The sequence below is a fragment of the Arthrobacter pascens genome (genome assembly GCF_030816475.1).
In the GTDB taxonomy this organism is placed as follows: Bacteria; Actinomycetota; Actinomycetes; order Actinomycetales; family Micrococcaceae; genus Arthrobacter; species Arthrobacter pascens_B.
This window is the reverse complement of the sequence record NZ_JAUSXF010000001.1, coordinates 4,445,282-4,470,319: the sequence shown is the minus strand read 5'-3', so window position 1 is coordinate 4,470,319 and position 25,038 is coordinate 4,445,282. Positions and strand designations below refer to the sequence as shown.

Sequence of the window (25,038 nt, the reverse complement as noted above, 5' to 3'; positions counted from 1 at the left end):
GCGGATGGGATTCAGAAGCGGTGGACTGAGTCATATTGGACGGCGTGGCGTACCGGAGCGTTCGGCGCCCCATAGCCGTCGTAGTTGCCCCGGCGTTCCACCATTTCGAAGAACACGCTGCCCACGGTGGCGGTATAGAAATGGAGGAATTCCCCGTTTGCGTCCCTGTCATACAGGAGGTTGAGTTCCTTGAGGGTGGCCAGGAATCCTGGTTCAAGGTCGAACCGGGCGTCCAGGTCCTCGTAATAGTTGGCCGGAATCTGCAGGAACTCAAGGCCCCGGTCCCGTGCGGACCGCGCCGTTGCCACGAGGTCGTCCACGGCGAAGGCGATGTGTTCCTGGTAGGTTTTTCGGACCTCGCTCCGGGCCTGCTGCACGGGCGCGAGATTCAGCACAAGCCGTACGGCGCCGTCGGAGGTCTGCATCACCTGCGAGCGGACCAGTCCTCCGGGACTCGGAACCTCGGCGAACGGCTGCGGCTCCAAGGCCATTGCGCTGGTGTAGAAGAGCACGGCCTCGTCGAAGTGCTGCCACGGCTGGGCGAGGTTCACGTGGTCAATGACCGCATGAGGGGTGGCAACGTCCCGCAGGGAACTGTGTTGCAGGCCCCCGCCCGACTCGTCCGGCTGCCCGAATTCAGCAGTCCAGGCGGCGGTGCCGTCCGGGCTGCCCTGGCACAGGAAGATCTCGGTGGAGTCCGGCGCGGAGATGCCCTGGAAGACTTCCTCATCGGCCTGCACCTTCCGGACCACCACCGGAGCTTTAAGTTGCTGGGCCCGGGCGGAGGCAATCAGGGGCGAATCGACGTCGAACCCCAAGGCGGCGATAGCCGGTTCCGAATGCGACGCCGCCTGCTCATTGATGATCACGCGGGCCTGGCCCATGGTCCAGAGCTGGACGTCCTTGGTGCGGTGGCGTCCGTTGAATTCGAAGCCGAGCTGGCCCAGGAGCTTCTCCAGCTGAACGGTGTCCTCGGCCTTCACCTCGGCGAAGTTGAATCCTGCCGGCTCGCTCACCTTGGGCAGCGTGGCCAGTTCCATGGGATAACGACGGCGGGAGCCAGCAGCGCTGCCGGCCGTCCCTTCGGTGGAGGTCCCGTCCAGCCACTTGGCGCTTTGTTCCTCCAGCCAGATGAGCGAACGCATGGCATCAACGGCAGTGCGCTCCACGTCGGACTGGCGGAAGACGTCGTTGAAGACTTCCAGGGAGACCGGCCCGGTGTAACCGGCACGGACCACGTGGCCCATGAACTTGGCGAGCTCGAACTGCCCCTCTCCGGGGAACACGCGGTAATGGCGGCTCCAGGAGAGGACGTCCATTGACAGTTTGGGGGCATCCGCGACCTGGACGAAGAAGATTTTCCCGGGGTTGATCGCCTCGATAGGCGCGGTATCCCAGTCGCGGGACAGGATGTGGAACGAGTCCAGGCACGTGCCCAGGTTGGGGTGGTCCACGGCCTCCACCAGCCGGTGGGCGTGCTCGTAGTCTGAAACGTACTTTCCCCAGGCGAGCGCTTCGTAGGCAACCCTGACGCCGTGCTCCCCGGCCAGGCCGGCCAGACGCCCCAGCTGTTCCACCCGGAGGCTGTCGCTGTCGATGCTGGCCGTGGCCACATTGGAGCAGACCAGGATGGTGTCCATGCCCAGCCGGGCCATGAGCTTGAACTTGGCCTCGGCCCGGCGCAGGTTTGCGGCGAACAGGTCCTCGGACACGCTGTCGAAGTCGCGGAAAGGCTGGTAGAGATCAAGGGTGAGGCCAAGATCTGCTGCCATCCTGCGGATATCCTCCGGAGCTAACGGCGAGGTGACCAGGTCCTGCTCAAAGATTTCGATGCCGTCAAAACCCGCTATGGCGCAGGCCTGCATCTTCTCCTTCAGGGTGCCGGAGAGACACACAGTGGCTATTCCGGTGCGCATCAGGCAGCCACCCCTTCGGCAGCCACAAGCTCCAGGAAATGAGTGCGCATGCGTTCCGCATCTGCCCTGACGCCGGTGAAGATCCGGAACGCGTCTGCTGCCTGCCCCACGGCCATGCGGCCACCGTCAAGCACGTCACAGCCCTTGGCCCGGGCACCCCGGACCAGCTCGGTGTCAATAGGGCGGTAGACAATGTCGGCGACCCAGTGCCGGGGTTCCAGGAGGTCCAGGTCCAGTGGGACACCCGGGTGTGCGGCCATTCCAACGGGGGTGCAATGCGCCAGCCCGTCGGCCAGGGGCATCAGCTGCGGCAGCTCTGCCGTCGTACGGGCCGTTACGGTGCTGTCGGGGAAGAAGCCGGACAGTTCGGCGGCACGGGCCGCAGAGCGGGCGGGGTCCACGTCCACCAAGTCAAGCGACTGCACGCCTGCTGAGAGCAGGGCGTACGCGACCGCGGAACCGGCGCCGCCTGCGCCGAGCTGGACCACGCGGCCCAGCCGAACCCCCGGAAGGCCCGAGGCGAGGGCGGCGGCGAAGCCCGAAAAGTCTGTGTTGTGGCCGATGAACCTGCCGTCCCGGATCACCACTGTATTGACGGCGCCAAGCCTGAGGGCGTCCCGTGAGACCTCGTCCAGGTGCTGCAGGACCAGCTGCTTGCAGGGGTGGGTGATGTTGAGGCCATTGAAACCAAGCATGCGGGCACTTTGCAGCAGGTCGCCCACTGACTCGCCGGGAAGGCCAAGCTCCAGGAGGTCGATGGGCCGGTAGAGGTAGCGCAGGCCCTGCAGATCCGCTTCGCGTTCGTGCATGTCGGGGGTGAGTGACGGCTTCACGCCGTCACCGACCAGTCCCACAAGGTAGGACTGAGTCCGATTACTCATCCGTGCAGCTCCTTCGATAGCGGCACCGGGCGGGTAGCGGCGCTCAACGCGTGACCGGCCCGGACGGTGTTAGGGATTAGACTACAACACTTGTTCACTTCTTGCACTCTTGTTCTACATACGAACATTCTCATAAAGTCACGAGGCACTTTTCTGTTGGGGGGCCAGCATGTCAGCGCTGGGGGAGCCTGGCCGACAGCTCGGCCGCGGCATCCTGAAGCAGCGGGACATAGGCGGTCAGGTCCTCCAGGCTCAATCGGAAGACCGGAACGGCTGTTGCCAGTGAGGCGAAGGCGTGCCCCTGGGAGTTGAGGACCGGGACGGCCACGGCCCGCATGCCGGCCTCGTTTTCCTCGTCCATCACCGCATACCCCTGCCGGCGGACCTGCTCGATTTCCGTACGGAAGGCGCCCCGGTCCGTGATGGAATGGCTGGTCAGTGGTTCCAGTGCCAGTTCGGCCAGCAGCCGTTCCCGCTCGGAATCCTCGGCGAAGGCCACCAGCGCCTTGCCCACGGCGGTGGCGTGCAGCGCGCCAAGATGTCCGGGATCGCTGGTGACCCGGAACATCTGGGGGCCATCCACCTTGCTGACCGTGAGGTGGCGGTGACCGTCGCGGACGCTGAGGATGGTCGCCTCCCCCGTCTGCTCAGTGACGCGGCGGAGGATGGGCATGGCAGTGCCCGCGAAGCCGTGGTGGTTGGATACCCGCTGGCCCAACTGGAAGATGCGCAGCCCCAGGTGGTACCGGCGCCCGTCCGGTTCATAGTCAACAAAGCCGTCCCGTGTGAGGGAGCCCAGGAGCCGGTAGGTAGTGCTGAAGGGGAGGTCGGCACGGCGTGAGATCTCCGCCGCCGTGGCGCCGCGCGGCTCGTCACCCAGGAGGACCAGCAGGTTCAGGGCCTTTCCCACCATGTCGGTACGGTCAGCCGGTCGATCGGATTGGGGGACTGCGGCCTCAGTAGCACCTGTGGTTTGATTCACACTCATGGTTCGATGTTGCCACATCGTGGGAACTATTGCTAGATAGTGATTATTTTCTTGACAGGTGACTGGCCTCACAGTCATCATTGCTGTATCGCACAAGTAGCTCTCACCATGTGGCTACTGGCCGGTCTTTTCGAAGAACCTCAGCCTGCCGCACAAGCCATCCACCCGGGCAGCGGCGACTCGACACTCCAGATCCATCCCCGACAATGCCGTCACACCAAAGGACCTCCATGAGTCACACCCTTCCGTCCGCCGGACCGGGCACCGTCGCCCCGGCCGGGACCCCGAAGAAGGCCGCCCTTGCCAGCTTCCTGGGCAGCGCCGTCGAATACTATGACTTCTTCATTTTCGGTTCCGCCGCGGCCCTGATCTTCCCCAAGGTCTTCTTCCCGGATGCCGACACGAATGCCGCCATCATGTCCTTCGCCACCTTCGGCTTTGCCTATGTGGCGCGGCCCGTGGGCGCTGTCATCCTGGGCCACTTCGGTGACCGGGTGGGCCGGCGGAAGGTCCTGATGTTCACCCTGCTGCTGATGGGTGCCTCGACCTTCGTGATCGGCTGCCTTCCTGACTTCAAGACGGTGGGCTGGTGGGCTCCTGTCCTCCTGGTCCTTGCACGCCTGTGCCAGGGCCTGTCCGCAGCGGGCGAGCAGGCGGGCGCCTCCTCTATGACGCTGGAGCACGCACCGGACAACCGCCGCTCCTTCTTCACCTCGTGGACCCTTACCGGCACCCAGGGCGGCCAGATCCTGGCAGCCCTGGTGTTCATTCCGGTCCTCGCTCTGCCGGACGAGATCAAATACGGCATCGGCTGGCGCATCCCGTTCTGGCTCAGCGCCGTCGTCGTCATTGTGGCGTTCTTCATCCGCCGCACCCTGCACGAGCCGCCTGCCTTCGAGGAAGCCCAGAAGACAGCGCAGATTTCCAAGCTCCCGGTGGCCGACCTGCTCAAGGCCCACTGGCGCGACGTCCTCCGCGTCATCTGCTGTGCCTTCATCGCCGCCGTCTCCACCGTTTTCGGCACCCTTGCCATCAGCTACGCCAAGACAGTCGCCGGCGTTGACGGCACTACTACGCTGTGGCTTGTTGTCGGCGCCAACCTCGTGGCCCTGGGAACCCAGCCGCTCTTTGGCCGGCTCGCGGACAGGATCGGCCGGAAGCCCGTCTTCATCTACGGTGCGGTGTCCAGCGCGGCCCTCACTCCGGTGTTCCTGCTGAGCCTGGAGTCCGGCAGTATCCCGCTGATGTTCCTGGCCGCCATCGGCTTCTTCTCCTGCGGCTACGCAGCCTCCAACGCCGTCTGGCCGTCCTTCTACGCCGAGATGTTCAGCACCAAGGTCCGCTTCTCCGGCCTGGCCATCGGTACCCAGCTCGGCTTCCTGATGGCGGGCTTCGCTCCCGCCATCGTGGCGGCAATGGGAGGCATCAAGCCCGGTGGCTGGGTCCAGATCAGCATTTTCACAGCCGTTATCTGCGCGGTGGCGGCCGTCTCCGCGCTGACCGCCAAGGAAACGTTCAGGGTCCCCACCAAGCAGCTCGGCCTCAAGTAGGTCCCGGAGCCATTTGGTTCCTCCAGCGTTCTTCCGGAAACCGCCTTGTTCCGGAAAGCGCGCGCTATTCCACTGGAAGCCCGACGGCGCGTGGCCGGGGGAGGTGCAGCCTCACCTTCCCCGGTGACGGGCCGTCACGTCATCAACTTCACGTTTTACCGAAGGGAAGGCTACCCTAAGTAGTCCCTTCTTCTCCTCCTGCCCGTCCCAGGGGCAGTCCTGCAAGGCGGTTTCCTGTGCGTACGTCCCTCCGTCCCCGCGTCCTGATCACTGCGGCGGCCGCCCTGGCCCTCACCGGCTGCGGCTTCACCGGCACCCAGACGCAGGCCCCGCAGTCCAGTGCTGCGGCCGACACCAGCCAGCGGATCGTGGTGGACAACTTCCGGGCTCCAGTAGCCAACTGGGCCCTTGAGTCTGACTCCGCATACATCCTGTCACTGTCCGGCTGCCTGGAGACCCTCACCAAATATGACCAGGGCGAGGGCAAAGTGGTTCCCTTCCTGGCCACGGAGTGGAAGCAGAGCTCCCCGCTGGACTGGGACTTCAGCATCCGGCAGGGCGTCAAGTTCCAGGACGGAAGCGATCTCACAGCCGAGTCCGTAGTGTCCGCCCTCAACCATGTCCTCGACGCGAAAGTCCCCGCCAGGGCTTTCAACCGCACGATGATCAGCAGCGTCACAGCGGTGGATGCGCAGACCGTCAGGGTCAGTACGCCCGCGGAGAACCCGCTGGTGCCGTACCGGCTGGCCAGCGTCAACACCGGCATCCTGTCGCCGGCTGCCTATAAGGCTGGCGGCCTCGACCCGTTCGGGCACTGCACCGGGCCCTTCACCCCGGTGTCCGAGAAGCCAAAACAGTCCCTCACCCTGGACCGGAACGCGAACTACTGGGGCGGCCCCGTACAGCTGGCCGGTGCCGAGATCCGGTTCATCACCAACGGCCCCACCCGTGCGGCCCAGGTACAGACCGGCGAAGCAGACATCTCACTGTCCATCCCCGCCGCCAGCGTCGCGACCCTCAAGGCGGATCACGGGGTCACTGTCCTGGGCACCGATTCGCCGCGCACAGCCACGCTGTACATGAACAACGGCCGGGCGCCCCTGGACAACGTCGACGTCCGTACCGCGATCCGGGACGCCCTGGACCTCGACGCCCTGGCCGCCAGCGTGTACGAAGGCGCGGCCCTGCCGGCCACCGGACCGTTCTCGCCCTCTGAGCCCTGGGCGGGAGAGAAGCAGGAAAAGCAGAAGCAGAACCTTGAGGAAGCCAAAAAGCTGCTCGCAAGCGCCGGCTACACCCCCGATCGTCCCCTGGAAATCATCGCCATCGTTGAACGCGCCGAATTCGCCGACGTTGCCGCCGTCGTCCAGGAAAACCTCAAGAAAGTCGGCATTCCGGTCACCATTACAACCAAGGAATACGCTTCGGCGGAGCCTGACGTCCTGGCCGGAAAGTACGACATGCTGCTCAGCCAGCGCAACAGGCTGATCGACATCGCGGACCCCATCGGCTTCCTCACGGCCGACTACACCTGCAAGGGCACCTACAACCTCAGCCACTTCTGCGACCCGGAATACGACGGGATCATCGCCAATGCCGCCAAAACCGTCGATAACAACGAGCGCTACAAGCTGTACGCAGAGGCAGGCCAGATTCTCCAGGACAAGTCGGTCAACGCCTGGCTGGTCAACGAGCAGGCAACCGATGCCGTCCGCAACAATGTCCTCTCCTACGTCCAGGACCCGCTGTCCCGCTACGTCCTGACGGCGAAGACGGCAAAGTCCCGCTCCTAGTCCACATCCCGAGTCCCGCCGCTCATGCTGCAATTCATCGCCAAACGGACGGCCACCCTGGTGGCCGCCGTTGTGGTGTCCTCTTTTGCCGTGTTCCTGATCCCCTACTTCACGCCAGGGGATCCGGTCCGGAAAATCATCCGGTCACGCGTGGCCGGCGACGCCGTGGATGATGCCGCCGTGCAGGGCCTCACTGCGAGCCTGGGCCTGAACGATCCCCTAGCCGTCCAATACTTCCGCTGGCTTGGGCGCTTCTTCAGCGGCGACATGGGACTGTCCTTCTCCAGCGGCACTCCTGTGGCGGAGCAGGTGCTCCCGGCGCTTTCCGTCACGCTCACCCTGGTCACGATGGCGCTGGTCCTGGCTGTGGCGGTATCGCTCCCCCTGGGAATTTTCGCCGGGCTGCGGCCCGGAAGCACCCCGGACAAAACCATCACCGCCATCACCCAGGCCCTGATCGCCATGCCGGAGTACTGGGTGGCTCCGGTGCTGGTCCTGGTCTTCGCCCTGAAGCTGTCCGTACTGCCCACGGCAGGCTGGGAAAACCTCTCATCCGCCGTCCTGCCCGCACTGACCCTCGCCCTGCGCCCCATCAGCTTCTTCACCTCGGCGGTGCGGTCCGGAATCATCGACGCGGCCGCCGCGGAGCATGTACCGGCCGCCCGCGCCAGGGGCCTGAGCCAGGGCCAGGCCATCCTCCGCCACGTGGTGCCGAACGGCCTGCTTCCGCTCTCCACCCTGTTCGCCGTCTGGTTCGCGGGCCTGCTGGGCGGATCGGTCATTGTGGAGGTCATCTTCGCGGTTCCGGGCATGGGCAGGCTGCTCTTTGACGCCGTCGTCAACAGCGATATTCCGCTCGCCCAGGGCGGGGTGGTGGTTGTGGTGGCACTCGCGGTCGGCATAACCACCCTGGCGGACTTCGTGCACCGATTCCTCAGCCGGATGGTGGGAGGTTCCCTTGCGTAACCGGATCACCGTCACCGGCGTTGCCGCGGCATTGCTCGGCATCATTGTGCTGGCAGTACTGCTGGCACCCTGGATCACGCCCTACCCGCCCGCGGCGCAGAACCTGGCCGAACGCCTGGCTCCGCCGTCGGCCGAGCACTGGCTGGGTACGGACAACCTGGGCCGGGACACCCTCAGCCGGCTCCTTGAAGGCGGCCGGTTCTCCATGGCTGTGGCCGCGCTGGCCACCCTGCTGACCTGTCTTCTGGGCCTGGCCATCGGCGTTCTCAGCGCCCGGCGGCGCGGATGGGTGGACGAATTCCTGACCCGCACGAACGACGTCCTGCTCGCGCTGCCGGAAATGGTGGTCGCCCTGTTCATCGTCGCGGCGCTTGGCACCGGATTCGGGCCCCTGCTGCTCGCGCTGACCATCACGGGGTGGACACCCTTTGCCCGGCTGGCGCGGACGCTGGCCTACGATGTCTCGGCCCGCGGGTTCGTTGAGGCGGCGCGCGTCGTGGGCTGCCCGCCGTCGTTCATTATCTTCCGGCACGTCCTGCCCCACCTCGCGGGGCCGATCCTGGGCCAGGCGACCCTGCGGTTCGGGCACCTGCTCATCAGCGTGGGCGCCCTCTCCTACCTGGGTCTGGGGGTCCAGCCGCCGCAATCGGACTGGGGTTCCATGCTGGCGGTCGCGCAGCCGTTTGCGGAACGCGCCCCGCTGGGAATCCTCGCCCCCGGCCTGGTCATCTTCACCGTTGCCCTTTGCGTGACCCTCATTGGCCAGCGGGCCGCCCACATGGCCGCGGCACCACTCCTCCTGCCCTTGGCGGCGGAGAAATGAGTAGCGGAGCCACGGACACCCGCCTGGTCCTGGACGGCCTGGAAGTGAGTCACAGGGACCCCGACGGCGGAAGCCACGGCAAGCCCCTGCTCTCGGGTGTCTCCCTCTCCGTGGATCCCGGTGAATTCGTGGCCCTCGTGGGCAGCTCCGGTTCCGGCAAGACCCTGACTGCCATGTCCTGCCTCCGGCTCCTGCCGCCCGGCCTGGGCATCAGCGGCGGTTCCATCCGGCTCGGGGGCCTGGAGCTGACCCGGGCCTCCGAACAAGAGCTCAACCGGGTCCGGGGCGGAAGGCTGGGGATGCTGTTCCAGCAGCCCAAGCGCATGTTCAACCCGAACCGGACCATTGAACAGCACCTGAAGGAACCTCTGCGGCTCCATGGCGGCCTCCGGGGCACGAAAGTGCGGAGCAAAGCGCTGGAACTCCTTGAGGAGGTGGGGTTCGCCGATCCGGCTAAGGGCATCCGGGCTTATCCGCACCAGCTCTCCGGGGGCATGGCACAGCGGGCCATGACGGCCCTGGCGCTGGCCGGCCAGCCGGGCATGCTGCTGGCAGACGAGCCGACGTCGGCACTGGACAAAGTGCTGGAGCGCCAGATCCTGCAGCTGCTGGACAGGGAACGCCGGGAACGCGGCTTGGGCATTCTGTACATCACGCACAACGTCGCGTCCGTCGCGGCGTTCGCGGACCGCGTCCTCGTCATGAACTCCGGAACCATTGTGGAGTCCGGTTCCGTCGGGGACCTTCTGACCAGGCCCCGGACTGCCTATGCCCGCGAACTCCTGGCGGCGGCGCGGCTGGCACCGGAGTCCCGCCGTCGTCCGCCTTCCAGGGAACGCGAAATCCTGGTTCTGAACGGCGTGGGCAAGCACTTCGGGCCGCGGCGGAAGCTGGGCCATGCTGCCCTTGAGGACGTCTCGCTAACCCTCAAACGCGGGGAGATCCTGGGCGTGCTGGGGCAATCGGGGTCCGGCAAAAGCACCCTGGCTAAAGCAATCGTGGGACTGGAGAAGCCGAGCGCCGGGTCCATCACCCGGCAGTTGGACGCGACTGGCCCGCGTGAGGCGACCGCTGTGCAGCTGGTATTCCAGGAACCGCACAGCGCCTTTGACCCGCGGATGACGCTTCGCGCCAGCCTGCAGGCCCCCCTGCGCTCACGCCCTGCCCAGCCAACCGATCAGCGCGACGAAAGGATCGCTGCAGTGATGGAGGAGGTGGAGCTGGAAGCAGCCATACTGGACAAGCGTCCGGGCCAATGCTCCGGCGGCCAGCTGCAGCGCGCCACCATCGCCCGGGCCCTGCTGTTGGAACCGCAGGTCCTGATTTGTGACGAAGCCACCTCCGCTCTCGACGCCCTCACCCAGCGCACCATCCTGAACCTGCTGCTGCGGCTGCAGCGGGAACGCAACCTGTCCCTGATCGTCGTCTCGCACGACATGGACGTGGTGAGGTATATGTGCGACCGGGTGGCCGTACTGCTGGAGGGGCGCGTGATCGAAGTCGCGGAGACCAAGGACTTCTTCGCGGCGCCACGGCATGAGCACAGCCGGGCGCTGGTTGAGGCCTCCATCCCGTGCCGGGCGGACGGCATGTGGACCGTTTTGGACGTGGCAAGGCCCTCGGCAGTCTCCTAGGAAAAATGTCAGACCCTCCCCGGATGATTGATACATGGCACGGGGAGCAGCGGCGCAAACAGTGGAAGCGCAGGCATTTGAGGCGATCAATGCCGCCGTTGCAGTGCTCACTGCGGAACTGGACCGGACAGGCCCCGGAGCCTCCTCTGATACCGATCAGCTTCACGCCCTGGCAGATAGCTGCCTGGATATCCTCGGCGGGATCGCTCGGTCGGAGGCGCGGCTGGCAGCTTTGAAGGCGCAGGCCGCGGCGAAATTCGCTGCTACCGCCAGGTCGATCGCGGCACCTGCGGCGTCCCCTCAGGAAGCCACGGCCCACGAGATGGCTGTGACCGCTGAGATCGCCTGCGTGCTGACCATAGGTTCGCGCGCCGCTGACGCTTTGCTGTCCCATGCCCGGCAACTCACCGCCACGTTGCCGCTGACCCTTTCCGCGTTGCAGGCCGGAACCATTTCCTGGCAGCACGCCAGGGCAATGGTCGAGGAAACTGCGTGTCTCGATCCCGCCGGCGCCGCCTCATTGGAAGCGCATTTCCTCGATCCGAACGCGCCGGACCTCGGCCGCGGTTGCCCCGCGGGGGAAATGCCGGCATCCCGGTTCCGCAACAAGGCCCGAACCTGGCGGGAACGCCACCACCACGAGAGCATCGGGAAGCGGCACGCCAAAAGTGTCCTGGACCGGCGAATCGAGTACACCCCTGATCAGGATGGCATGGCCTGGCTCTCCGCCTACCTTCCTGCTGCCACTGCCAACGGAATCTGGAACCGCGTCACAGCTATTTCCCGGGGCCTGCAGAGGCCTGCCGAAAGCCGTACCCTGACCCAGTTGCGGGCCGACGTGCTGGCCATTTCGCTCCTCAACGCCGGGCTCTTCACTGCGGGGCCAAACCGCGTCAGCTGTGCGGTCTGTGGGACTGAAGGCGGCGGGATCGGCGTGGGGACTGAAGGTCGCCGGAGCGGCGCCGGCGCTATCAGCAGCCGTGCGACCGGCGGCGTGAAGGGCGCGGGCATTAGTGGCGATGCGAACACCAGTACGGGCCTGGCGGACGTCCCCTCGCCGCGGGCACAAGTACTGGTCACCGTCCCGGTGTTTTCCCTGATCGGGGCAACCGATGAGCCCGCGATGCTGGACGGCTACGGCCCCATCCCGGCTTCGATGGCACGGGACCTCGTCGCGAATGGAGCCGGCTCCTTCTACCGCGTGCTGGTGGATCCCCGCGACGGAGCACCCCTGGAGATCGGCCGCAAGAGTTACCGCATCCCCAAACCCATGAGGCAATGGCTAAGGCTTCGGGACGGTAAGTGCCCCTTTCCCGGCTGCAACAACAACTCCCTGGACAACGAAGCAGACCATCTCCTCGCCTGGCACAAGGGCGGAACAACCGGTATCAGCAACCTGGGACAGCCCTGTCCAAAACATCACCGGCTCAAACACACCAGCGGGTGGACACCAACGACGGCCGGCAAAGGCGCACCGCCGGGCTGGATATCGCCGATGGGCCGCACTTACAAGAGCGAACATCAGGACTGGGAACCGCCGCACTGGCCGACTGAACAAAAACAGGACCGGCACCAGGAGGTTAGATCCAGGCCCGCGTCAAACCTGCCACCCCCTGTGCATGTTCCTTCGGGTGGCCACCCGGACTTTGTCCATCTAGGGCTCTCGCTGGGAGAGGACGGCCTGGGGCAGTTCCTCCATGCCCCCGCCTGACCGGCCGGGCTCCGGCGAGCCCCCCACCGGCCAGCCCCTCACCGACCAGCCCCCGACCACCCCCCTGACCGACCGGACTCCCGCCACCCCCCTGACCGAGCAAATTGCGCCCTCCTTCCGCAGCAGCGAGGTATCCGTCCTCAGGCACTCACCCGCGCTAGGGCTGCCCGGTCTCCAGGACCGAGGCCAGGTCAAAGTTAACGGGTTCCTCCAGCTGCGCGAAGGTGCAGGATTCCGGGTCCCGGTCCGGCCGCCAGCGTGCAAACTGTGCGGTGTGGCGGAAGCGCTCACCCTCCATATGGTCGTACTTGACCTCCACAACCAGCTCGGGCCGGAGCGGCACAAAGGACAGGTCCTTCCCTGCACTCCAGCGGCTGCCTTCGGCGTTCCGCGGCGTGCGTCCGCCTTCCACCTGCTTGGCCCAGGCCCACGGATGCCCGTCAAAATCGGTGACCAGAGGCTGTAGTTGCTCGAACAGCTCCTCACGGCGCTTCATGGGGAAGGCGCCGATGACGCCAACGCTTGCCAGGGCGCCGTCGTCCTTGTACAGGCCCAGCAGCAGGGAGCCGATAGCGTTGGGACCGCTTTTGTGCAGCCGGTATCCCGCGACGACGCAGTCCGCGGTGCGTTCGTGCTTGACCTTGAACATCACGCGTTTGTCGGGCTGGTAGCTGCCGTCCAGCCGCTTGGCCACAATCCCGTCCAGCCCGGCACCCTCAAACTGCCGGAACCACTGCTCCGCAATCCCCTTGTCCCGGGTGGCTGCCGTGAGGTGGACGGGGGCGCGGCTGCCCGCGAGCGCCTTCTCCAGGGCGGCGCGCCGGTCGGCAAACGGCCGGCTTGTATAGTCGTCGTCGCCGAGCGCCAGCAGGTCGAAGGCCACGAACTTGGCAGGGGTCTGCGCGGCAAGCAGCTTCACGCGGCTGGCAGCGGGGTGGATCCGTTGCTGGAGGGCGTCGAAATCCAGCCGGTCTCCCGAGGCACCCACCAGGACAATCTCGCCGTCGAGCACGCACCGCGGGGGCAGGTTCTCCTTCAGCGCCTCCACGAGCTCCGGGAAGTACCGTGTCATGGGTTTCTCGTTGCGGCTGCCGATCTCCAGGTCGTCCCCGTCGCGGAAGATGATGGAACGGAACCCGTCCCACTTGGGCTCGTAGCTGAGGTCCCCGCCTCCTGGGATGCCGTCTATGCCGCTGACGGCCTTGGCGAGCATGGGCGGGACAGGAGGCATCACGGGAAGTTGCATAGTGCCCATTCTTGCCCGCTCGCCGCGCCGGCGGTAGGGCTATGCTGCCAAAAGCCAGACGGCGAGGATCAGCACCGGGGCGGCTGCCGCCGTCGAAAGCAGTACCGTTTCCCTGGCTACCGTCTGGCCCCGCTCGTAACGGCTGGCGAACAGGAACACGTTCTGCGCTGTCGGCAGGGCAGCCATCAGCACCACACCCAGCAGCATGTGGTGCTCAAGATTGAACACAAAACGGCCGACGGCGAACGCCACGGCCGGCATGACGGCCGACTTGAGTGCCGTGGCCGTGAGGATCTCGGGTGTGTGGCCGGCGCTGTGAAGGATGCGGTTACCGTGAAGGGACATCCCGAAGGCCAGCAGGACTACCGGGACCGCCGCCCCGCCCAGCAGGGTGAGTGGGGCCATGACCGGCTCCGGCAATTGCACGTGGAAGGCGCCCAGCGCCACACCCAGGAGCGAGGCGATGATCATGGGGTTCCGGAACGGCTGGGACAGCATCCGGCGGGGTGAGAACCGTCCAGCCGCGGACAAATCAAGCAGCGTGAGGACCAGCGGCGCGAACACGAGCAACTGCACCAGCAGCACGGGTGCCACCGGCGTTGCATCACCCAACGCATAGACAGTGATGGGGATCCCGATGTTGTTGGCGTTGACGTACGAGCTCGCCATCGCACCCACAGCAGTCTCCGCGAGGGGGCGCCGGAACCACAGCCGGCTCAGCGCCACATACAGTAGCGCGGTGATGGCCGCCGTCAGCAGTGCCAGCGGCACATAGGCGGAGAAGACCACCGTGAGGTCGGACTTCAGGACCACGGTGAAAAGCAGCACCGGGTTGGTGATGAAGAATGCCGTGCGGGTCAGCGCCGAGACTGTCGGTTCCCCGCCCAGCCCGCATCGCGCAGCTATGTATCCCGCAGCAATGACGACGCCGATCACGGCCAGTCCGATCAGCACGCCACCCACAGAGGTACTTCCTTCCGGCCCCGCCAGATAACCCAGCAATACCCAAAAACCTTGTAATACAGGTTCCCAACTTATCCCGACACGCGGCTCACCCTCGACAGGGCGCCGCGCCGGACGGTAGACCTTAACGATGGTCACCGTCGGCTTCCATGCCTCGCATGAACAGATCAGTCCCGGGCAGCTGCTCAAGGATGTCCAGTACGCGGAGCAGGCCGGTTTTGGTGCCGCAATGTGCTCGGACCACATCGAGCCGTGGTCCGCCAGGCAAGGGCATTCGGGCTTTGCCTGGTCCTGGCTGGGCGCGGCGCTGGCCACCACCAACCTCGCATTCGGGGTCGTGACGGCGCCCGGCCAGCGCTATCACCCGGCCATCATCGCCCACGCCTCGGCCACCCTGGCCTGCATGTTCCCGGGCCGCTTCTGGATGGCACCCGGCAGCGGCGAAAACATGAATGAGCACATCACGGGCGGAGCGTGGCCACCCAAAGAGGCGCGCCAGCAACGGCTCGAGGAGTGCGTGGACATCATCCGGCGGCTCCACCGGGGCGAGGAGGTGACCCATCATGGGTTGGTCACCGTTGAACAGGCCCGGATCTGGGACGTTCCGGAACCCCCGCCACCGCTCATCGCGCCCGCCATCAGTGTGGATACCGCCCGGCGCGCCGCCGGCTGGGCGGACGGCCTGGTGACGGTCAACCAGCCGGCCGGAAAGCTGAAGGACATGCTCGCGGCTTACCGGGACCACGGCGGCCAGGGGAAGGCTGTCCTCCAGGTCCACCTCTCCTGGGCGCCGCGGGAGGAGGAAGCCGTGGCCATCGCCCTGGACCAGTGGCGGAGCAATACCTTTGCGCCGCCCGTCACCTGGGACCTGCCCACCGCCGCCCACTTCGATGGAGTCAGCATGCACGTGGGCGAGGAGCAGGTCAGGAAATCCGTAAACATCTCGTCAAGCCTTGACCGGCACGTGGAATGGCTCGCCGGGTACGCCGACCTCGGCTTCGATGAGCTCTACCTCCACTTCGTGGGACAGGAGCAGGCACCGTTCATTGATGCGTTCGCCGCGGACGTGCTCCCCCGGCTTCAGCAGACACCAGCCCTGACACAGGAGAGCGCGCCATGAGGATCGAGCAGACGTCTGACGTGTGGTGGAAAAACGCCGTCATCTACTGCCTTGATGTTGAAACCTTCTTCGATGACGACGGCGACGGGACCGGCGATTTCGCGGGGCTCACCCAGCGGGTGGACTATCTCGCTGCGCTGGGCGTGACGTGCATCTGGCTGATGCCCTTCTACCCCTCGCCCGACCGGGACGACGGCTACGACGTGACGGATTTCTTCAGCGTGGATCCCAGGCTGGGAACCATGGGCGATCTAGTGGAGTTCATCCGCACGGCCAAGGACAGGGGCCTCCGGGTCATTGCGGACTTTGTGGTCAACCACACCTCCAACCGGCATCCGTGGTTCGTGGAAGCAAGGAAGTCAACGGACAACCCGTACCGGGACTACTACGTCTGGCGGAAGGACACGCCGCCTGACACATCGTCGGAGGTGGTGTTCCCGGGCGAGCAGACCTCGCTCTGGACCCAGGACGATGCCACCGGCGAGTGGTACCTGCACATGTTCGCCGAGTACCAGCCGGACCTGAACGTCACACATCCGGCCGTCCGGAACGAGATTGCCAAGGCCATGGGTCTGTGGCTCCAGCTCGGGCTGGACGGCTTCCGGCTGGACGCAGTCCCGTTCTTCCTGGAAACCCGCGGCGAGCCCAAGGACGAGGCCGCAAAGATCAACCCGCACGAGTACCTCGCTGCCCTTCGCAGCTTCCTGAACCGCAGGAACGGCACCGCAGTGCTGCTGGGCGAAGTCAACCTGCCCTACAAAGAACAGCTGGAATACTTCGGCGGTTCACTGGGCAACGAGCTGAACATGCAGTTCGACTTCATGTCCATGCAGCACCTGTACCTGTCCCTGGCCCGGCAGGATGCCCGTCCGCTTGCCGAATCGGTCAAGGGCCGCCCGCCGCTGCACCCGGACAACCACTGGGCCATGTTCGTCCGCAACCACGACGAACTCACGCTGGACAAGCTGAGCGACGCCGAACGCCAGGAGGTCTTCGCCGCGTTCGGCCCGGAGAAGAACATGCAGATCTACGGCCGCGGGCTGCGCCGCAGGCTCCCGCCGATGCTCGACGGTGATGCCGGGCGGATCCGGATGGTGTATTCGCTGATGTTTTCCCTGCCCGGGACCCCCGTTCTCTTCTACGGCGAGGAGATTGGGATGGGCGAGGACCTGAAGCAGAAAAGCCGGGCCGCCGTCCGAACCCCGATGCAGTGGAATACGGAGAAGAACGGCGGCTTCTCCGCCGCCAAGGCCTCCGAGCTGGTGGCTCCCCTCGTCCGGGGCGAGTACGGCCCGGAGAAGGTCAACGCCTCGGCCGCAAAGCGGGATCCGGACTCCCTGTGGAACTTCATGGCCACACTCATCCAGCGTTACCGCGAGTCCCCCGAGCTGGGCTGGGGCGACTTCGCCATGATCGACCAGGCCGAACCGGCGGTCTTCGCACACACTGTCAGCTCGTCCGGGGCGACTCTGGTGCTGCTGCACAACTTCGGCCCGGACCCGGTGAAGGTGGCGGGCAAGGCGGGTCCGGACGATGTCCCGCGGCGCGCCTATAAAGGTGCCATCCTTTTGGACCTGTTCGACGGCGAAAACGTTCCATTGGAGCCCGACGGCGGCTTCACCGTTGAGCTGGGACGTTACGGCTACCGGTGGTTCCGTGTGCACCGTCCCGGTGACCGGCTCGCACCATAGCCGCTACAGTTCACGCCGCAGGACCTTCACCTCCCAGGGCCGGAGCGTCAGGCCGGTGCCAGGAGGGTAGTTTCCCAAAACTGAAGCCGCCCCGGACCAGGCGGCGTCGCCGACGTCGACCGGCTGGACGGTTGCCGAAAAGTTGCCGAGGACGAGCAATTCCGCGCCCGGCAGCGAGCGCCGGAAGGCGTAGACGTGCTCGTCCTCGGGCAGCAGCATGGTGAAGTCCCCGTAGGCCACCACGGGGTCCGTGTGGCGCAGCGCAATCACCTGCCGGTAGAAGTTGTAGACGGATTCCGGGTCATCTATCTGGGCTGCGGCGTTGATGGTGTTGGCGTTCGGGTTGACGGCGATCCACGGCGCGCCCGTGGTGAAGCCGCCGTGCCGTGAGGCGTCCCACTGCACGGGCGTGCGGGCGTTGTCGCGGTTGAGCGGCGCGAGCGCGGCCAGGACTTCGGCGTCTGTGTGGCCCAGGTGGGTGGTGGCCTCCCGGTGGTGGTTGAGTACCTCGATGTCCCGGTAGTCACTGATGGCGCCGAAAGCCATGTTGGTCATGCCCAGCTCTTCGCCCTGGTAGACATAGGGCGTGCCGCGGTGCAGGTGCAGTACGGCGGCGAGCATCTTGGCGGACAGTTCGCGGTACCTGCCGTCGTCGCCGAAGCGGGAAACTGCCCGGGCCTGGTCGTGGTTGCCCCAGTAGAGGCTGTTCCAGCCCCGCTCCCCCAGGGCGTCCTGCCAGCGCCCCAGCGATTTCTTGAGGTCGGTCAGCACGAGCTTCTTGGGCCGCCATTTGTTGCCGCCCTCCTGATCCAGTGCCACGTGCTCGAACTGGAACACCATGTCCACTTCCTCGCGCGACGGATCGGTGAACAGCAGGGCGTCCTCCACGGTGACGCCGGGCATCTCACCTACAGTCAGCAGATCCTTGTCCCTGCCCGCGAACACCTCCTGGTGCATCTCCTGAAGGAACTCATGGATCCTTGGCCCTGAAATGTAGTGCGGGCCGCCGTCGCCATAGAGCATGCCTTCAGCGCGGGGCCCTTCAGGCAGGCGAGGGTCCTTGGAGATGAAGTTGATGACGTCCATCCGGAATCCGTCCACTCCGCGGTCCAGCCACCAGTTCATCATGTCGTAGACGGCTGCCCGGACTTCCGGGTTTTCCCAGTTCAGGTCCGGCTGCTTCTTCGAGAACAGGTGCAGGTAGTACTCGCCGCTCGAGGGGTCATATTCCCACGCAGGGCCGGAAAAGGCGGAGCCCCAGTTGTTCGGCTCGGCGCCCGGCGTGCCTGGTTCCGAGCCCGGGCGGGGCGGCTGCCACCAGTACCAGTCGCGTTTCGGATTGTCCCGGCTTGAGGCCGACTCCACGAACCACGGGTGCTCGTCAGAGGTATGGTTCACCACGAGATCCATCACGAGCTTCATGCCGCGGGCGTGGAGGCCGTTGAGGAGTTCGTCGAGGGCTGCCAGGTCCCCGAACACCGGATCAATGTCCTGGTAGTCGCTGATGTCGTAGCCGTTGTCGTCCTGGGGTGACCGGTAGACCGGAGACAGCCAGACGACGTCGACGCCCAGGTTGTGCAGGTAGTCCAGCCGGCTGATGATCCCGCGCAGGTCGCCCACGCCGTCGCCGTCGGAATCGGCGAAGCTGCGAGGGTAAATCTGGTAAACCACCGCGCTTTTGAACCACTCGCGCCCGCTGCGCAGCTCCGTCCCGGGCTGGGTTTCCTGGCTGGTCATCAGTTCCTCCTGGCATTCGGTAGGGCGGCATGCAGGCCCAGTGAACGCCATTCTTCCGCCTCCCGCAAGGCCTTCCAGCCGGGGAATTGCCTGAATCTTGAGCAAATCCACTGCCTAAGGCTGAGGGCGGACCTCCACGATGATTTCATCAGCAGCCCCGGCGGGGCATGAACCCGTCAGGAGGCAGTCATCCACGCAGTCATGTCATCGTCTGCGGTGGACTCCGAGGACGACGCCGGTGCCCCGCGCCGTCTCCGTGTGGTGGTGCTTGTCCCGGCCTACAACGAGTCCGGCTCGATCGGCGCCACGCTCGATGGCCTGATGACACAGTCACGCCCGGCTGACCTGATCGTGGTCATCCCCAATGGCTGCACGGATTCAACGGCCGTTGTAGCCCGGATGTACCCCGTCACGGTGATGGAACTCCCCCGCCTGGAGCACCGCAAATCCGAAGCGCTGAACCGTGCGTGGGCTGAATACGCCCACGACGCCGATGTTGTTGTCTGCCTGGATGCGGACACCGTGCTGCCGCCGAATGCCCTGGCAGCCTGGGCAAAGGAATTCGGCGCCGAAACCGCCGGACGGCTGGGCGGCTCGTCGTCAAAATTCACCATGCAGGATCCGGGCCTCCTGAGCCGGCTGCAGAAAGCGGAATTCGCCACCTGGACCGACACCGCCCTGAGGCGGGGCAGGACCAGCGTGCTTGCCGGGACTGGCTGTGCAATTAATAACGCCGTCCTGCGGCAGATCGCGGCCCGCGGGGACCGGGAAGGGCCCTGGGTGTACACCTCCCAGGTCGAGGACTTCGAGCTGACCTACCGGATCCGTGAACTTGGCTACGTCTGCCAGGTTTCGCCCGACGTCCGCGCCTACACGGACTCGATGAAGTCCATCAAGGCACTGTGGGGACAGCGCATGAAGTGGCAGGTGGGAACCGTGGAGGACCTGCTGGACCTGGGGTTCAACCGGCTGACCCTGCGCGACTGGGGGCAGCAGGCTATGGGCCTGCTGGGCGTGTTCCTTAAGCTCCTGTGGGTTGCGGTCCTGGCGGGCTCGCTGGCCCTGGGAGTATTCCACATCGTTCTGTTTTGGTGGCTGGTGCCGATCCTGTTCGTAGCACTGGACATCAAGCGCGCTATGCGTATTCCGCACCGCGACTGGAAAGACCTGGCCATAGCGGCGTCCTTTTTCCCGCAGGAAATCTTCATGTGGCTCCGCTCCGGATGGTTCCTGGCGTCCTGGTGGGCAGTACTGAAAACCAAGATCACCCGGCGGCGGATAGACCGCTGGGAAGCGCAATACACGGCAGAGGAAATCAACTAAAAATGTACGGAATGAAAGCGAGCCTCCCGGCTTCCGGCGCCGCCCTGGCATACACGGGCCTCGATCTGGGCGCAGGCCTGCTGACAGCCTTCGGGATCATACTGATCGGTGTAGCCCTGCTGGCCCTCGTCCGGCGGGACAGCAAGGTTCGCCCCTGATGGCTTCCAGCCGCACGGGCGGCGGCTGAACGCGTGCCCGGCGTCGGCGTTTCCGATGAGTCAGCGTTGCCGATGACCGGGACCAGTTCCGGGGGCACCAGTGCGGGTTCCGCCGCTAGACTGGAGGGGTACCGAATGTTGGGGGTTTCCGGTGTCCAGAGGTGTTTGTCTCGTCATCGAGGATGACGAAGATATTGCGAGCCTAATCTCCTTCGTCCTGTCCAAGGGCGGGTTTGAGGTGCATGTGGCCGGGACCGGCGCGGCCGGCCTGGAAGCTGCCGCCCAACTGAATCCGGCCTTGGTCACCCTCGATCTGGGACTTCCGGACATCGACGGTCTTCATGTTGCCCAGGGGCTCAGGCAAATAAGTGCTGCACCTATTCTGATGCTCACTGCCCGCGCCCGGCTCAGCGACGAAATGGACGGACTGTCCGCAGGCGCGTCAGCCTATCTGGTCAAGCCATTCCACCCCCGCGAATTGACCATCCTCGCTGACAGGCTCTGCCCTGCCCGGCTCTAGCGGCACAGCTGCCAGGCTCTAGCGCCGGTTCTGGGCGCACCGGCCGAAGCTCAAGAATTCCTCTGCATTGCCACAGGAAGTGCGCAGGCTTTTGGAGGACGGGCCAACATCGCTATTTGTTGCCCGCAGCCTCTGGTACTCATTGTCTGGGAGTATTTTCTTCACGTGTCCGGGATGCCCCGGACCGCGGAAACATCGCCCGGATGCCGCCAAGGACTCTCGCTTCGAAACCCCCTGCCGGCGTCTGACAGAGGCCGCACCTGCGGCCGGGGCCGGCCTGGAGCAGGGCGGCCATTTCACGATGCTGGGGAGTGTTTGTGGTTAAGAACCGTAGTTTTCAATTTGTCGTGGCAGGCCTTGTCCTGTCACTGGCCGTGTTGTTCGGCATTGCCGTGCCGGCCGAGGCTGCGGGACGGGCGGCGATCACGTTGAGTGAGTCAGCAGGGCCGGCCGGTTCCTCTGTCACCGTGACTGGCACCGGGTTCGCCCGCAAGGTGTCCGGAACCGTGACGGCCGGAACGGCCAGTGTTCCGTTCACTGCCAAAGCCAACGGATCCTTCAGCGCGGCGGTGACGATTCCCCTCACCACCGCGACTACCGTCGTCGTCACGGCCGAAGAAGGAGGGGACTCGGCGTCCGCGCCCTACACCGTTACTTATAGCCCCGCGTCGCTCAGTGCCCGCCCCGAGGGGGCCGCTCCGCTCCTGATGGCGGCCAAGACAAAAACAACACCTACTTCCGCCCCGCCGGTCAGCTCCGCGCGGCTACGTTTCGGCGTGTCGACGCCGGGCGGCCCGCTCGCCGCCAGCGAGCTGGACGCCGTCTCCACCCTCGTCAACGAAAGCCCTTCGGTCGTGATGTGGTACTCCGACTTCGCCCAGCCTGCTCCGATCACTGAACTGAATGCCGTCAACGCGCGCGGCGCCACCAGCCTCGTCACTTGGGAGCCATGGCTGTGGACCGGAAACGGCGCCGACCAGCCGGCCTACTCCTTGGACCGCATCACCGCGGGGGACTTCGATGCCTACATACAGCAGTGGGGCACCGCCCTGGCTTCCTGGGGCAAGCCGGTCATGCTCAGGTTCGGGCACGAAATGAACGGCAACTGGTACCCTTGGGCCGAGTCCGCCAACGGCAACCAGGCCGGAGACTATGTCGCCGCGTGGCGGCACGTGCACGACGTCGTGGCGGCCACCGGTGCCGCCAACGTGCAGTGGGTCTGGAGCCCCAACGTTCCCTACTGGGGCTCAACCCCCCTCTCCGGCCTCTACCCTGGTACGGGCTATGTCGACGTCGTGGCCTTGGACGGCTACAACTGGGGAACCGCCGCGTCCTGGAGCACTTGGACATCGCCGTCGGCCCTTTTGGATGAAGGCCTAAGCGCACTCCGCAGCCTTGCTCCGGGCAAGCCCATCATCATCGCCGAGACTGCGTCTGCGGAAGCCGGAGGCTCCAAGGCGGCCTGGGACACATCCCTGGTGTCTTATCTTGCCGCGCAATCAGACATCACGGCTTTCGTCTGGTTCCATCACAACAAGGAAGTCGACTGGCGGATCAACAGCTCCACCACCTCAACAAGCGCCCTTACCGCTGCCCTGGCGGCCAGACGGTCGTAACCGGATCAACTGTGGAGGGCCCCGTTTCGGCGCGGCCCTCCACGTGAACGGCTGCCAGCGTGTGGCAGGCCAGGCATCGTGTTTCCTCTGCAGCCTAGGTCCTGTACCGCCCCAGCGTCTGCCTCTGCAGATCGCCGAGCCGGCTCCGAAGCTGATTGCCGAAAATTTCACGCAGCATGACACGGTTTTCGAGGGTTGTTGCCAGGACGTTCAACTCGGGATGCTCCAGCCGCAAGCGCGCTACGCATCCGGCGTCACCTGTCTGGGTCGCGGCAACCCGTGCAAGGTCCCATGCTGTCTGCACAAGCTGCGGGTCCTGCCGGAATTTCATTGGCACCCTGTAGGTATTGAAAACATCGGCGACGTCGACGACATTGGGGTTCATCTCTGCTCCTGGGACTAGTGCCAAACCGTTCATCCGATCGTCCCCGTCCCAGCAAAGGACCATCAGTCACACCAGATTACGACCGGCCACGGTCCGCTTGCTACTGATTCGGGCATAGTCAGGTAGTCGTTTTGGGCGTAGGTATCGGGCCGTTTTAAGCCGCGTACCGGCTACTCGCGTCCTTCCTTAAGACGGCCATCCAGGGTGAAAATGCCTGCCGGGGATCCAAGCTATCTTGCGATCATGACGTTGCATCCGGCCTGTGTCAGGACGGCGGTCAGGATACCGGAAATGTCCTGGTTGCGGGCTGGCACCAAGTACCAGCATCACGGGACGCCAAAGGCATGTGGAGCCGGGGCATGGCGAACGTTGAGGCCGTTTCACTGTGAAGGGATTCCGGAGACGCGACCGGAGGAGTAGAGTGATCCGCACCCCTTGGCATCTAAGAATGCGTGAACCCGTGATTACAGTCCCGCGAAGACATGGGCACGACGTCTGGCAATCTGCTCCGGCCCCGCCGCCGGCATTGCCTCACTGCCGCCATTGCGGCACTGACGCTTACCTGGAGTTCACGGGTTATGTGCCTGCCTCTTATGCCGTGGACAGGGAAAGCCTGCTACCGCCCGTCGTCAGCTACAACTGCCGGCGCTGCGGCAATCACTACGCCCACAGGGCTCCGGAGGACTGGGCTCCCCCAGGCTGGCAGTGGTACGCCTGAGTACCGGCAGTGAAGCCTGCAGTATGACAATCCGGAAGTGACCGTTACCTCTTACTGATTGCGGCTTTTTCCGTGCCTGTCCTGGCTCCCGCCGCGCTGTTGCCTGCCGTCAACATGATCAGGCCGGACATAGCTTCGACGCCGTCTTCGTTGGAGAGCCCGTTGTCATGGCAAAGCGACCGCCACGTCCAGAAGGAAACTGCGTGTCCGACGACGGCGCGCAGTTTGTCGTTCCCGCCCGGCTCGGGAAACGGCTCAAGCAAAACGGTGCGGAAATAGGCGTCGCGGGTTTCGAGGTTTTTGCGATGTTGGGCCGGCAGCGCGTCCCAGTCCCCATAGATCCGCGTCAGCATGGCCTCGCCGTCCCTGTAGAAACGGTACAGATCTGACAACCCGGCTGTAAGGCGTTCCCCGGCACCTGCATGCCGTGCCCAGGCGGAGGGGTCCGGCAACTGCTGCTGGGAGAGCCAGTGCGAGGAGCAGGCAGAGAACAGTGCGTCGTCGTCGGGAAAATGCCTGTAGACGGTGAGGCGGGTGACTCCCGCCTGCTCGGCGACGCCTGCAATTGTCGTGCGCGCCGGGCCCACCGAACCGTGCAGGGCCACGGCGGCGTTGATGATGCGCTGGCGGGTGCTGTTCATCTGCTCGCCGCGTTTGCCCATCTCGTAGCGGCGGCCTTTGGTTGAACGGGGGTGTTCACTCAAAGTATTGACACCGGTCCTTTTGCGGTTGGACAATTTCGATATACACCAGTGTATATCGAAATTAGGAAGGATGGCCTGTCATGGACAATGAAGGGGCTCCGCGGCTGACAGTCGTGCCGCCGGGGCAGGGGCGGGAGGGCCGCCTGGGAAGCATCGGCGTGGTCTTCAAGCTCTTCGGCGAGCACACCAATGAACAGATCTCGATCGTGGAGCACCCGTTCCCCGTCGGGGCCCTCGTTCCGCCGCACACCCATACCCGCGAGGACGAGTACTCCATCGTCATTGAAGGCGAGATCGGGTTTAGGTCCGGCGAGCGTGAGGCGGTGCTGGGCGCCGGCGGCTACATCACAAAACCACGTGGGGAACTGCACACCATGTGGAACGCGGGCAAAGTCCCGGCGCGGATGATCGAAGTGATCAGCCCTGCGGGGTTTGAGCATTTCTTCTGGGGACTGGCAGACCACTTCGAGGCAGGACCGCCTGATCCTGAGGTCATTGGAAGACTGGCCGCCGAATACGGACTGCAGTTCGCCGAGCCGCCCTGGCTGCCGGACATCATCGCCCGGTACGGCCTCACGCCTCCCCGGGGCTGACA

General features: G+C 65.2%; 21 protein-coding genes. 13 read left to right on the top strand and 8 right to left on the bottom strand.

Annotation, left to right across the window (positions count from 1 at the left end; genetic code table 11):
- Positions 1-11: 11 nt before the first annotated feature.
- From QFZ40_RS20555 to QFZ40_RS20545, 3 genes are all read right to left on the bottom strand, one after another.
- Positions 12-1,916 (bottom strand): bifunctional sugar phosphate isomerase/epimerase/4-hydroxyphenylpyruvate dioxygenase family protein, encoded by a 1,905-nt coding sequence (locus tag QFZ40_RS20555; protein ID WP_306906645.1) that lies wholly within the window; start codon positions 1,914-1,916, stop codon positions 12-14.
- Positions 1,916-2,797, bottom strand: coding sequence for a shikimate dehydrogenase (locus QFZ40_RS20550; RefSeq protein WP_306906644.1), 882 nt, complete (start codon positions 2,795-2,797; stop codon positions 1,916-1,918). Before QFZ40_RS20550 ends, QFZ40_RS20555 begins: the two co-directional genes overlap by 1 nt.
- Positions 2,798-2,969: 172 nt before the next feature.
- Entirely contained in the window at positions 2,970-3,785 is an 816-nt protein-coding gene (locus QFZ40_RS20545; protein ID WP_306906643.1) for an IclR family transcriptional regulator, read from the bottom strand.
- Between the two features lie 230 nt (positions 3,786-4,015).
- Here QFZ40_RS20545 and QFZ40_RS20540 point away from each other — a divergent pair, with 230 nt between their 5' ends.
- From QFZ40_RS20540 to QFZ40_RS20515, 6 genes are all read left to right on the top strand, one after another.
- Positions 4,016-5,335: an MFS transporter gene (locus tag QFZ40_RS20540; RefSeq protein ID WP_306906642.1), complete on the top strand. Its 1,320-nt coding sequence runs from the start codon at positions 4,016-4,018 to the stop codon at positions 5,333-5,335.
- Positions 5,336-5,571: 236 nt separating this feature from the next.
- Positions 5,572-7,128: an ABC transporter substrate-binding protein gene (locus tag QFZ40_RS20535; protein ID WP_306906641.1), complete on the top strand. Its 1,557-nt coding sequence runs from the start codon at positions 5,572-5,574 to the stop codon at positions 7,126-7,128.
- A 24-nt stretch (positions 7,129-7,152) separates the two neighbouring features.
- A complete protein-coding gene (locus tag QFZ40_RS20530) occupies positions 7,153-8,094 on the top strand; it encodes an ABC transporter permease (protein ID WP_306906640.1) in 942 nt (313 codons plus the stop codon).
- The gene (locus QFZ40_RS20525) at positions 8,087-8,917 is read left to right on the top strand and encodes an ABC transporter permease (protein ID WP_306906639.1); all 831 of its coding nucleotides are present in this window, start codon (positions 8,087-8,089) and stop codon (positions 8,915-8,917) included. Before QFZ40_RS20530 ends, QFZ40_RS20525 begins: the two co-directional genes overlap by 8 nt.
- Positions 8,914-10,551 carry an ATP-binding cassette domain-containing protein gene (locus tag QFZ40_RS20520; protein WP_306906638.1) on the top strand — a complete coding sequence of 546 codons (1,638 nt, stop codon included), beginning with the start codon at positions 8,914-8,916 and terminating at the stop codon, positions 10,549-10,551. Before QFZ40_RS20525 ends, QFZ40_RS20520 begins: the two co-directional genes overlap by 4 nt.
- A gap of 34 nt (positions 10,552-10,585) precedes the next feature.
- Positions 10,586-12,262: an HNH endonuclease signature motif containing protein gene (locus tag QFZ40_RS20515; RefSeq protein ID WP_306906637.1), complete on the top strand. Its 1,677-nt coding sequence runs from the start codon at positions 10,586-10,588 to the stop codon at positions 12,260-12,262.
- 157 nt (positions 12,263-12,419) lie between these two features.
- Here the strand turns inward: QFZ40_RS20515 and QFZ40_RS20510 are convergent, their stop codons facing one another.
- Both QFZ40_RS20510 and QFZ40_RS20505 read right to left on the bottom strand, forming a co-directional pair.
- Complete coding sequence (locus QFZ40_RS20510; RefSeq protein ID WP_306906636.1) at positions 12,420-13,508, bottom strand: ATP-dependent DNA ligase; 1,089 nt, start codon at positions 13,506-13,508, stop codon at positions 12,420-12,422.
- A 39-nt stretch (positions 13,509-13,547) separates the two neighbouring features.
- The gene (locus QFZ40_RS20505) at positions 13,548-14,471 is read right to left on the bottom strand and encodes an AEC family transporter (RefSeq protein ID WP_306906635.1); all 924 of its coding nucleotides are present in this window, start codon (positions 14,469-14,471) and stop codon (positions 13,548-13,550) included.
- A gap of 130 nt (positions 14,472-14,601) precedes the next feature.
- On the opposite strand from QFZ40_RS20505, the gene QFZ40_RS20500 reads away from it, so the two are divergent.
- Positions 14,602-15,591 carry a TIGR03885 family FMN-dependent LLM class oxidoreductase gene (locus tag QFZ40_RS20500; RefSeq protein ID WP_306906634.1) on the top strand — a complete coding sequence of 330 codons (990 nt, stop codon included), beginning with the start codon at positions 14,602-14,604 and terminating at the stop codon, positions 15,589-15,591.
- Entirely contained in the window at positions 15,588-17,282 is a 1,695-nt protein-coding gene (locus tag QFZ40_RS20495) for an alpha-amylase family protein (protein ID WP_306906633.1), read from the top strand. The genes QFZ40_RS20500 and QFZ40_RS20495 overlap by 4 nt, the downstream gene beginning before the upstream one ends.
- Before the next feature lie 3 nt (positions 17,283-17,285).
- On the opposite strand, the gene QFZ40_RS20490 is transcribed toward QFZ40_RS20495, so the two are convergent.
- Positions 17,286-19,019: a glycoside hydrolase family 13 protein gene (locus QFZ40_RS20490; RefSeq protein WP_306906632.1), complete on the bottom strand. Its 1,734-nt coding sequence runs from the start codon at positions 19,017-19,019 to the stop codon at positions 17,286-17,288.
- Between the two features lie 201 nt (positions 19,020-19,220).
- Here QFZ40_RS20490 and QFZ40_RS20485 point away from each other — a divergent pair, with 201 nt between their 5' ends.
- The 4 genes from QFZ40_RS20485 (at position 19,221) to QFZ40_RS20470 (ending at position 22,636) form a co-directional block, all read left to right on the top strand.
- Positions 19,221-20,342 (top strand): glycosyltransferase, encoded by a 1,122-nt coding sequence (locus QFZ40_RS20485; protein ID WP_306906631.1) that lies wholly within the window; start codon positions 19,221-19,223, stop codon positions 20,340-20,342.
- Positions 20,343-20,353: 11 nt separating this feature from the next.
- Positions 20,354-20,500, top strand: coding sequence for a hypothetical protein (locus tag QFZ40_RS20480; RefSeq protein WP_306906630.1), 147 nt, complete (start codon positions 20,354-20,356; stop codon positions 20,498-20,500).
- A 151-nt stretch (positions 20,501-20,651) separates the two neighbouring features.
- Entirely contained in the window at positions 20,652-21,020 is a 369-nt protein-coding gene (locus QFZ40_RS20475) for a response regulator transcription factor (protein ID WP_306906629.1), read from the top strand.
- Positions 21,021-21,367: 347 nt separating this feature from the next.
- On the top strand, positions 21,368-22,636 hold the full coding sequence (locus QFZ40_RS20470) for a glycosyl hydrolase (protein WP_306906628.1): 1,269 nt from the start codon (positions 21,368-21,370) through the stop codon (positions 22,634-22,636).
- Between the two features lie 94 nt (positions 22,637-22,730).
- Here the strand turns inward: QFZ40_RS20470 and QFZ40_RS20465 are convergent, their stop codons facing one another.
- Both QFZ40_RS20465 and QFZ40_RS20460 read right to left on the bottom strand, forming a co-directional pair.
- On the bottom strand, positions 22,731-23,021 hold the full coding sequence (locus tag QFZ40_RS20465) for a hypothetical protein (RefSeq protein WP_306906627.1): 291 nt from the start codon (positions 23,019-23,021) through the stop codon (positions 22,731-22,733).
- 762 nt (positions 23,022-23,783) lie between these two features.
- Positions 23,784-24,443, bottom strand: coding sequence for a TetR/AcrR family transcriptional regulator (locus QFZ40_RS20460; RefSeq protein ID WP_306906626.1), 660 nt, complete (start codon positions 24,441-24,443; stop codon positions 23,784-23,786).
- A gap of 80 nt (positions 24,444-24,523) precedes the next feature.
- Between QFZ40_RS20460 and QFZ40_RS20455 the strand changes: the two genes are divergently transcribed.
- Positions 24,524-25,036: a cupin domain-containing protein gene (locus QFZ40_RS20455; RefSeq protein WP_306906625.1), complete on the top strand. Its 513-nt coding sequence runs from the start codon at positions 24,524-24,526 to the stop codon at positions 25,034-25,036.
- Positions 25,037-25,038 lie beyond the last annotated feature (2 nt).

Bases quoted from the DNA above. Each gene is read 5' to 3' on its own strand.
- QFZ40_RS20555 (WP_306906645.1), bottom strand. From the start codon at position 1,916: ATGCGCACCGGAATAGCCACTGTGTGTCTCTCCGGCACCCTGAAGGAG.
- QFZ40_RS20550 (WP_306906644.1), bottom strand. From the start codon at position 2,797: ATGAGTAATCGGACTCAGTCCTACCTTGTGGGACTGGTCGGTGACGGC.
- QFZ40_RS20545 (WP_306906643.1), bottom strand. From the start codon at position 3,785: ATGAGTGTGAATCAAACCACAGGTGCTACTGAGGCCGCAGTCCCCCAA.
- QFZ40_RS20540 (WP_306906642.1), top strand. From the start codon at position 4,016: ATGAGTCACACCCTTCCGTCCGCCGGACCGGGCACCGTCGCCCCGGCC.
- QFZ40_RS20530 (WP_306906640.1), top strand. From the start codon at position 7,153: ATGCTGCAATTCATCGCCAAACGGACGGCCACCCTGGTGGCCGCCGTT.
- QFZ40_RS20520 (WP_306906638.1), top strand. From the start codon at position 8,914: ATGAGTAGCGGAGCCACGGACACCCGCCTGGTCCTGGACGGCCTGGAA.
- QFZ40_RS20515 (WP_306906637.1), top strand. From the start codon at position 10,586: ATGGCACGGGGAGCAGCGGCGCAAACAGTGGAAGCGCAGGCATTTGAG.
- QFZ40_RS20510 (WP_306906636.1), bottom strand. From the start codon at position 13,508: ATGCAACTTCCCGTGATGCCTCCTGTCCCGCCCATGCTCGCCAAGGCC.
- QFZ40_RS20500 (WP_306906634.1), top strand. From the start codon at position 14,602: ATGGTCACCGTCGGCTTCCATGCCTCGCATGAACAGATCAGTCCCGGG.
- QFZ40_RS20495 (WP_306906633.1), top strand. From the start codon at position 15,588: ATGAGGATCGAGCAGACGTCTGACGTGTGGTGGAAAAACGCCGTCATC.
- QFZ40_RS20490 (WP_306906632.1), bottom strand. From the start codon at position 19,019: ATGACCAGCCAGGAAACCCAGCCCGGGACGGAGCTGCGCAGCGGGCGC.
- QFZ40_RS20485 (WP_306906631.1), top strand. From the start codon at position 19,221: ATGTCATCGTCTGCGGTGGACTCCGAGGACGACGCCGGTGCCCCGCGC.
- QFZ40_RS20480 (WP_306906630.1), top strand. From the start codon at position 20,354: ATGAAAGCGAGCCTCCCGGCTTCCGGCGCCGCCCTGGCATACACGGGC.
- QFZ40_RS20465 (WP_306906627.1), bottom strand. From the start codon at position 23,021: ATGAACCCCAATGTCGTCGACGTCGCCGATGTTTTCAATACCTACAGG.
- QFZ40_RS20455 (WP_306906625.1), top strand. From the start codon at position 24,524: ATGGACAATGAAGGGGCTCCGCGGCTGACAGTCGTGCCGCCGGGGCAG.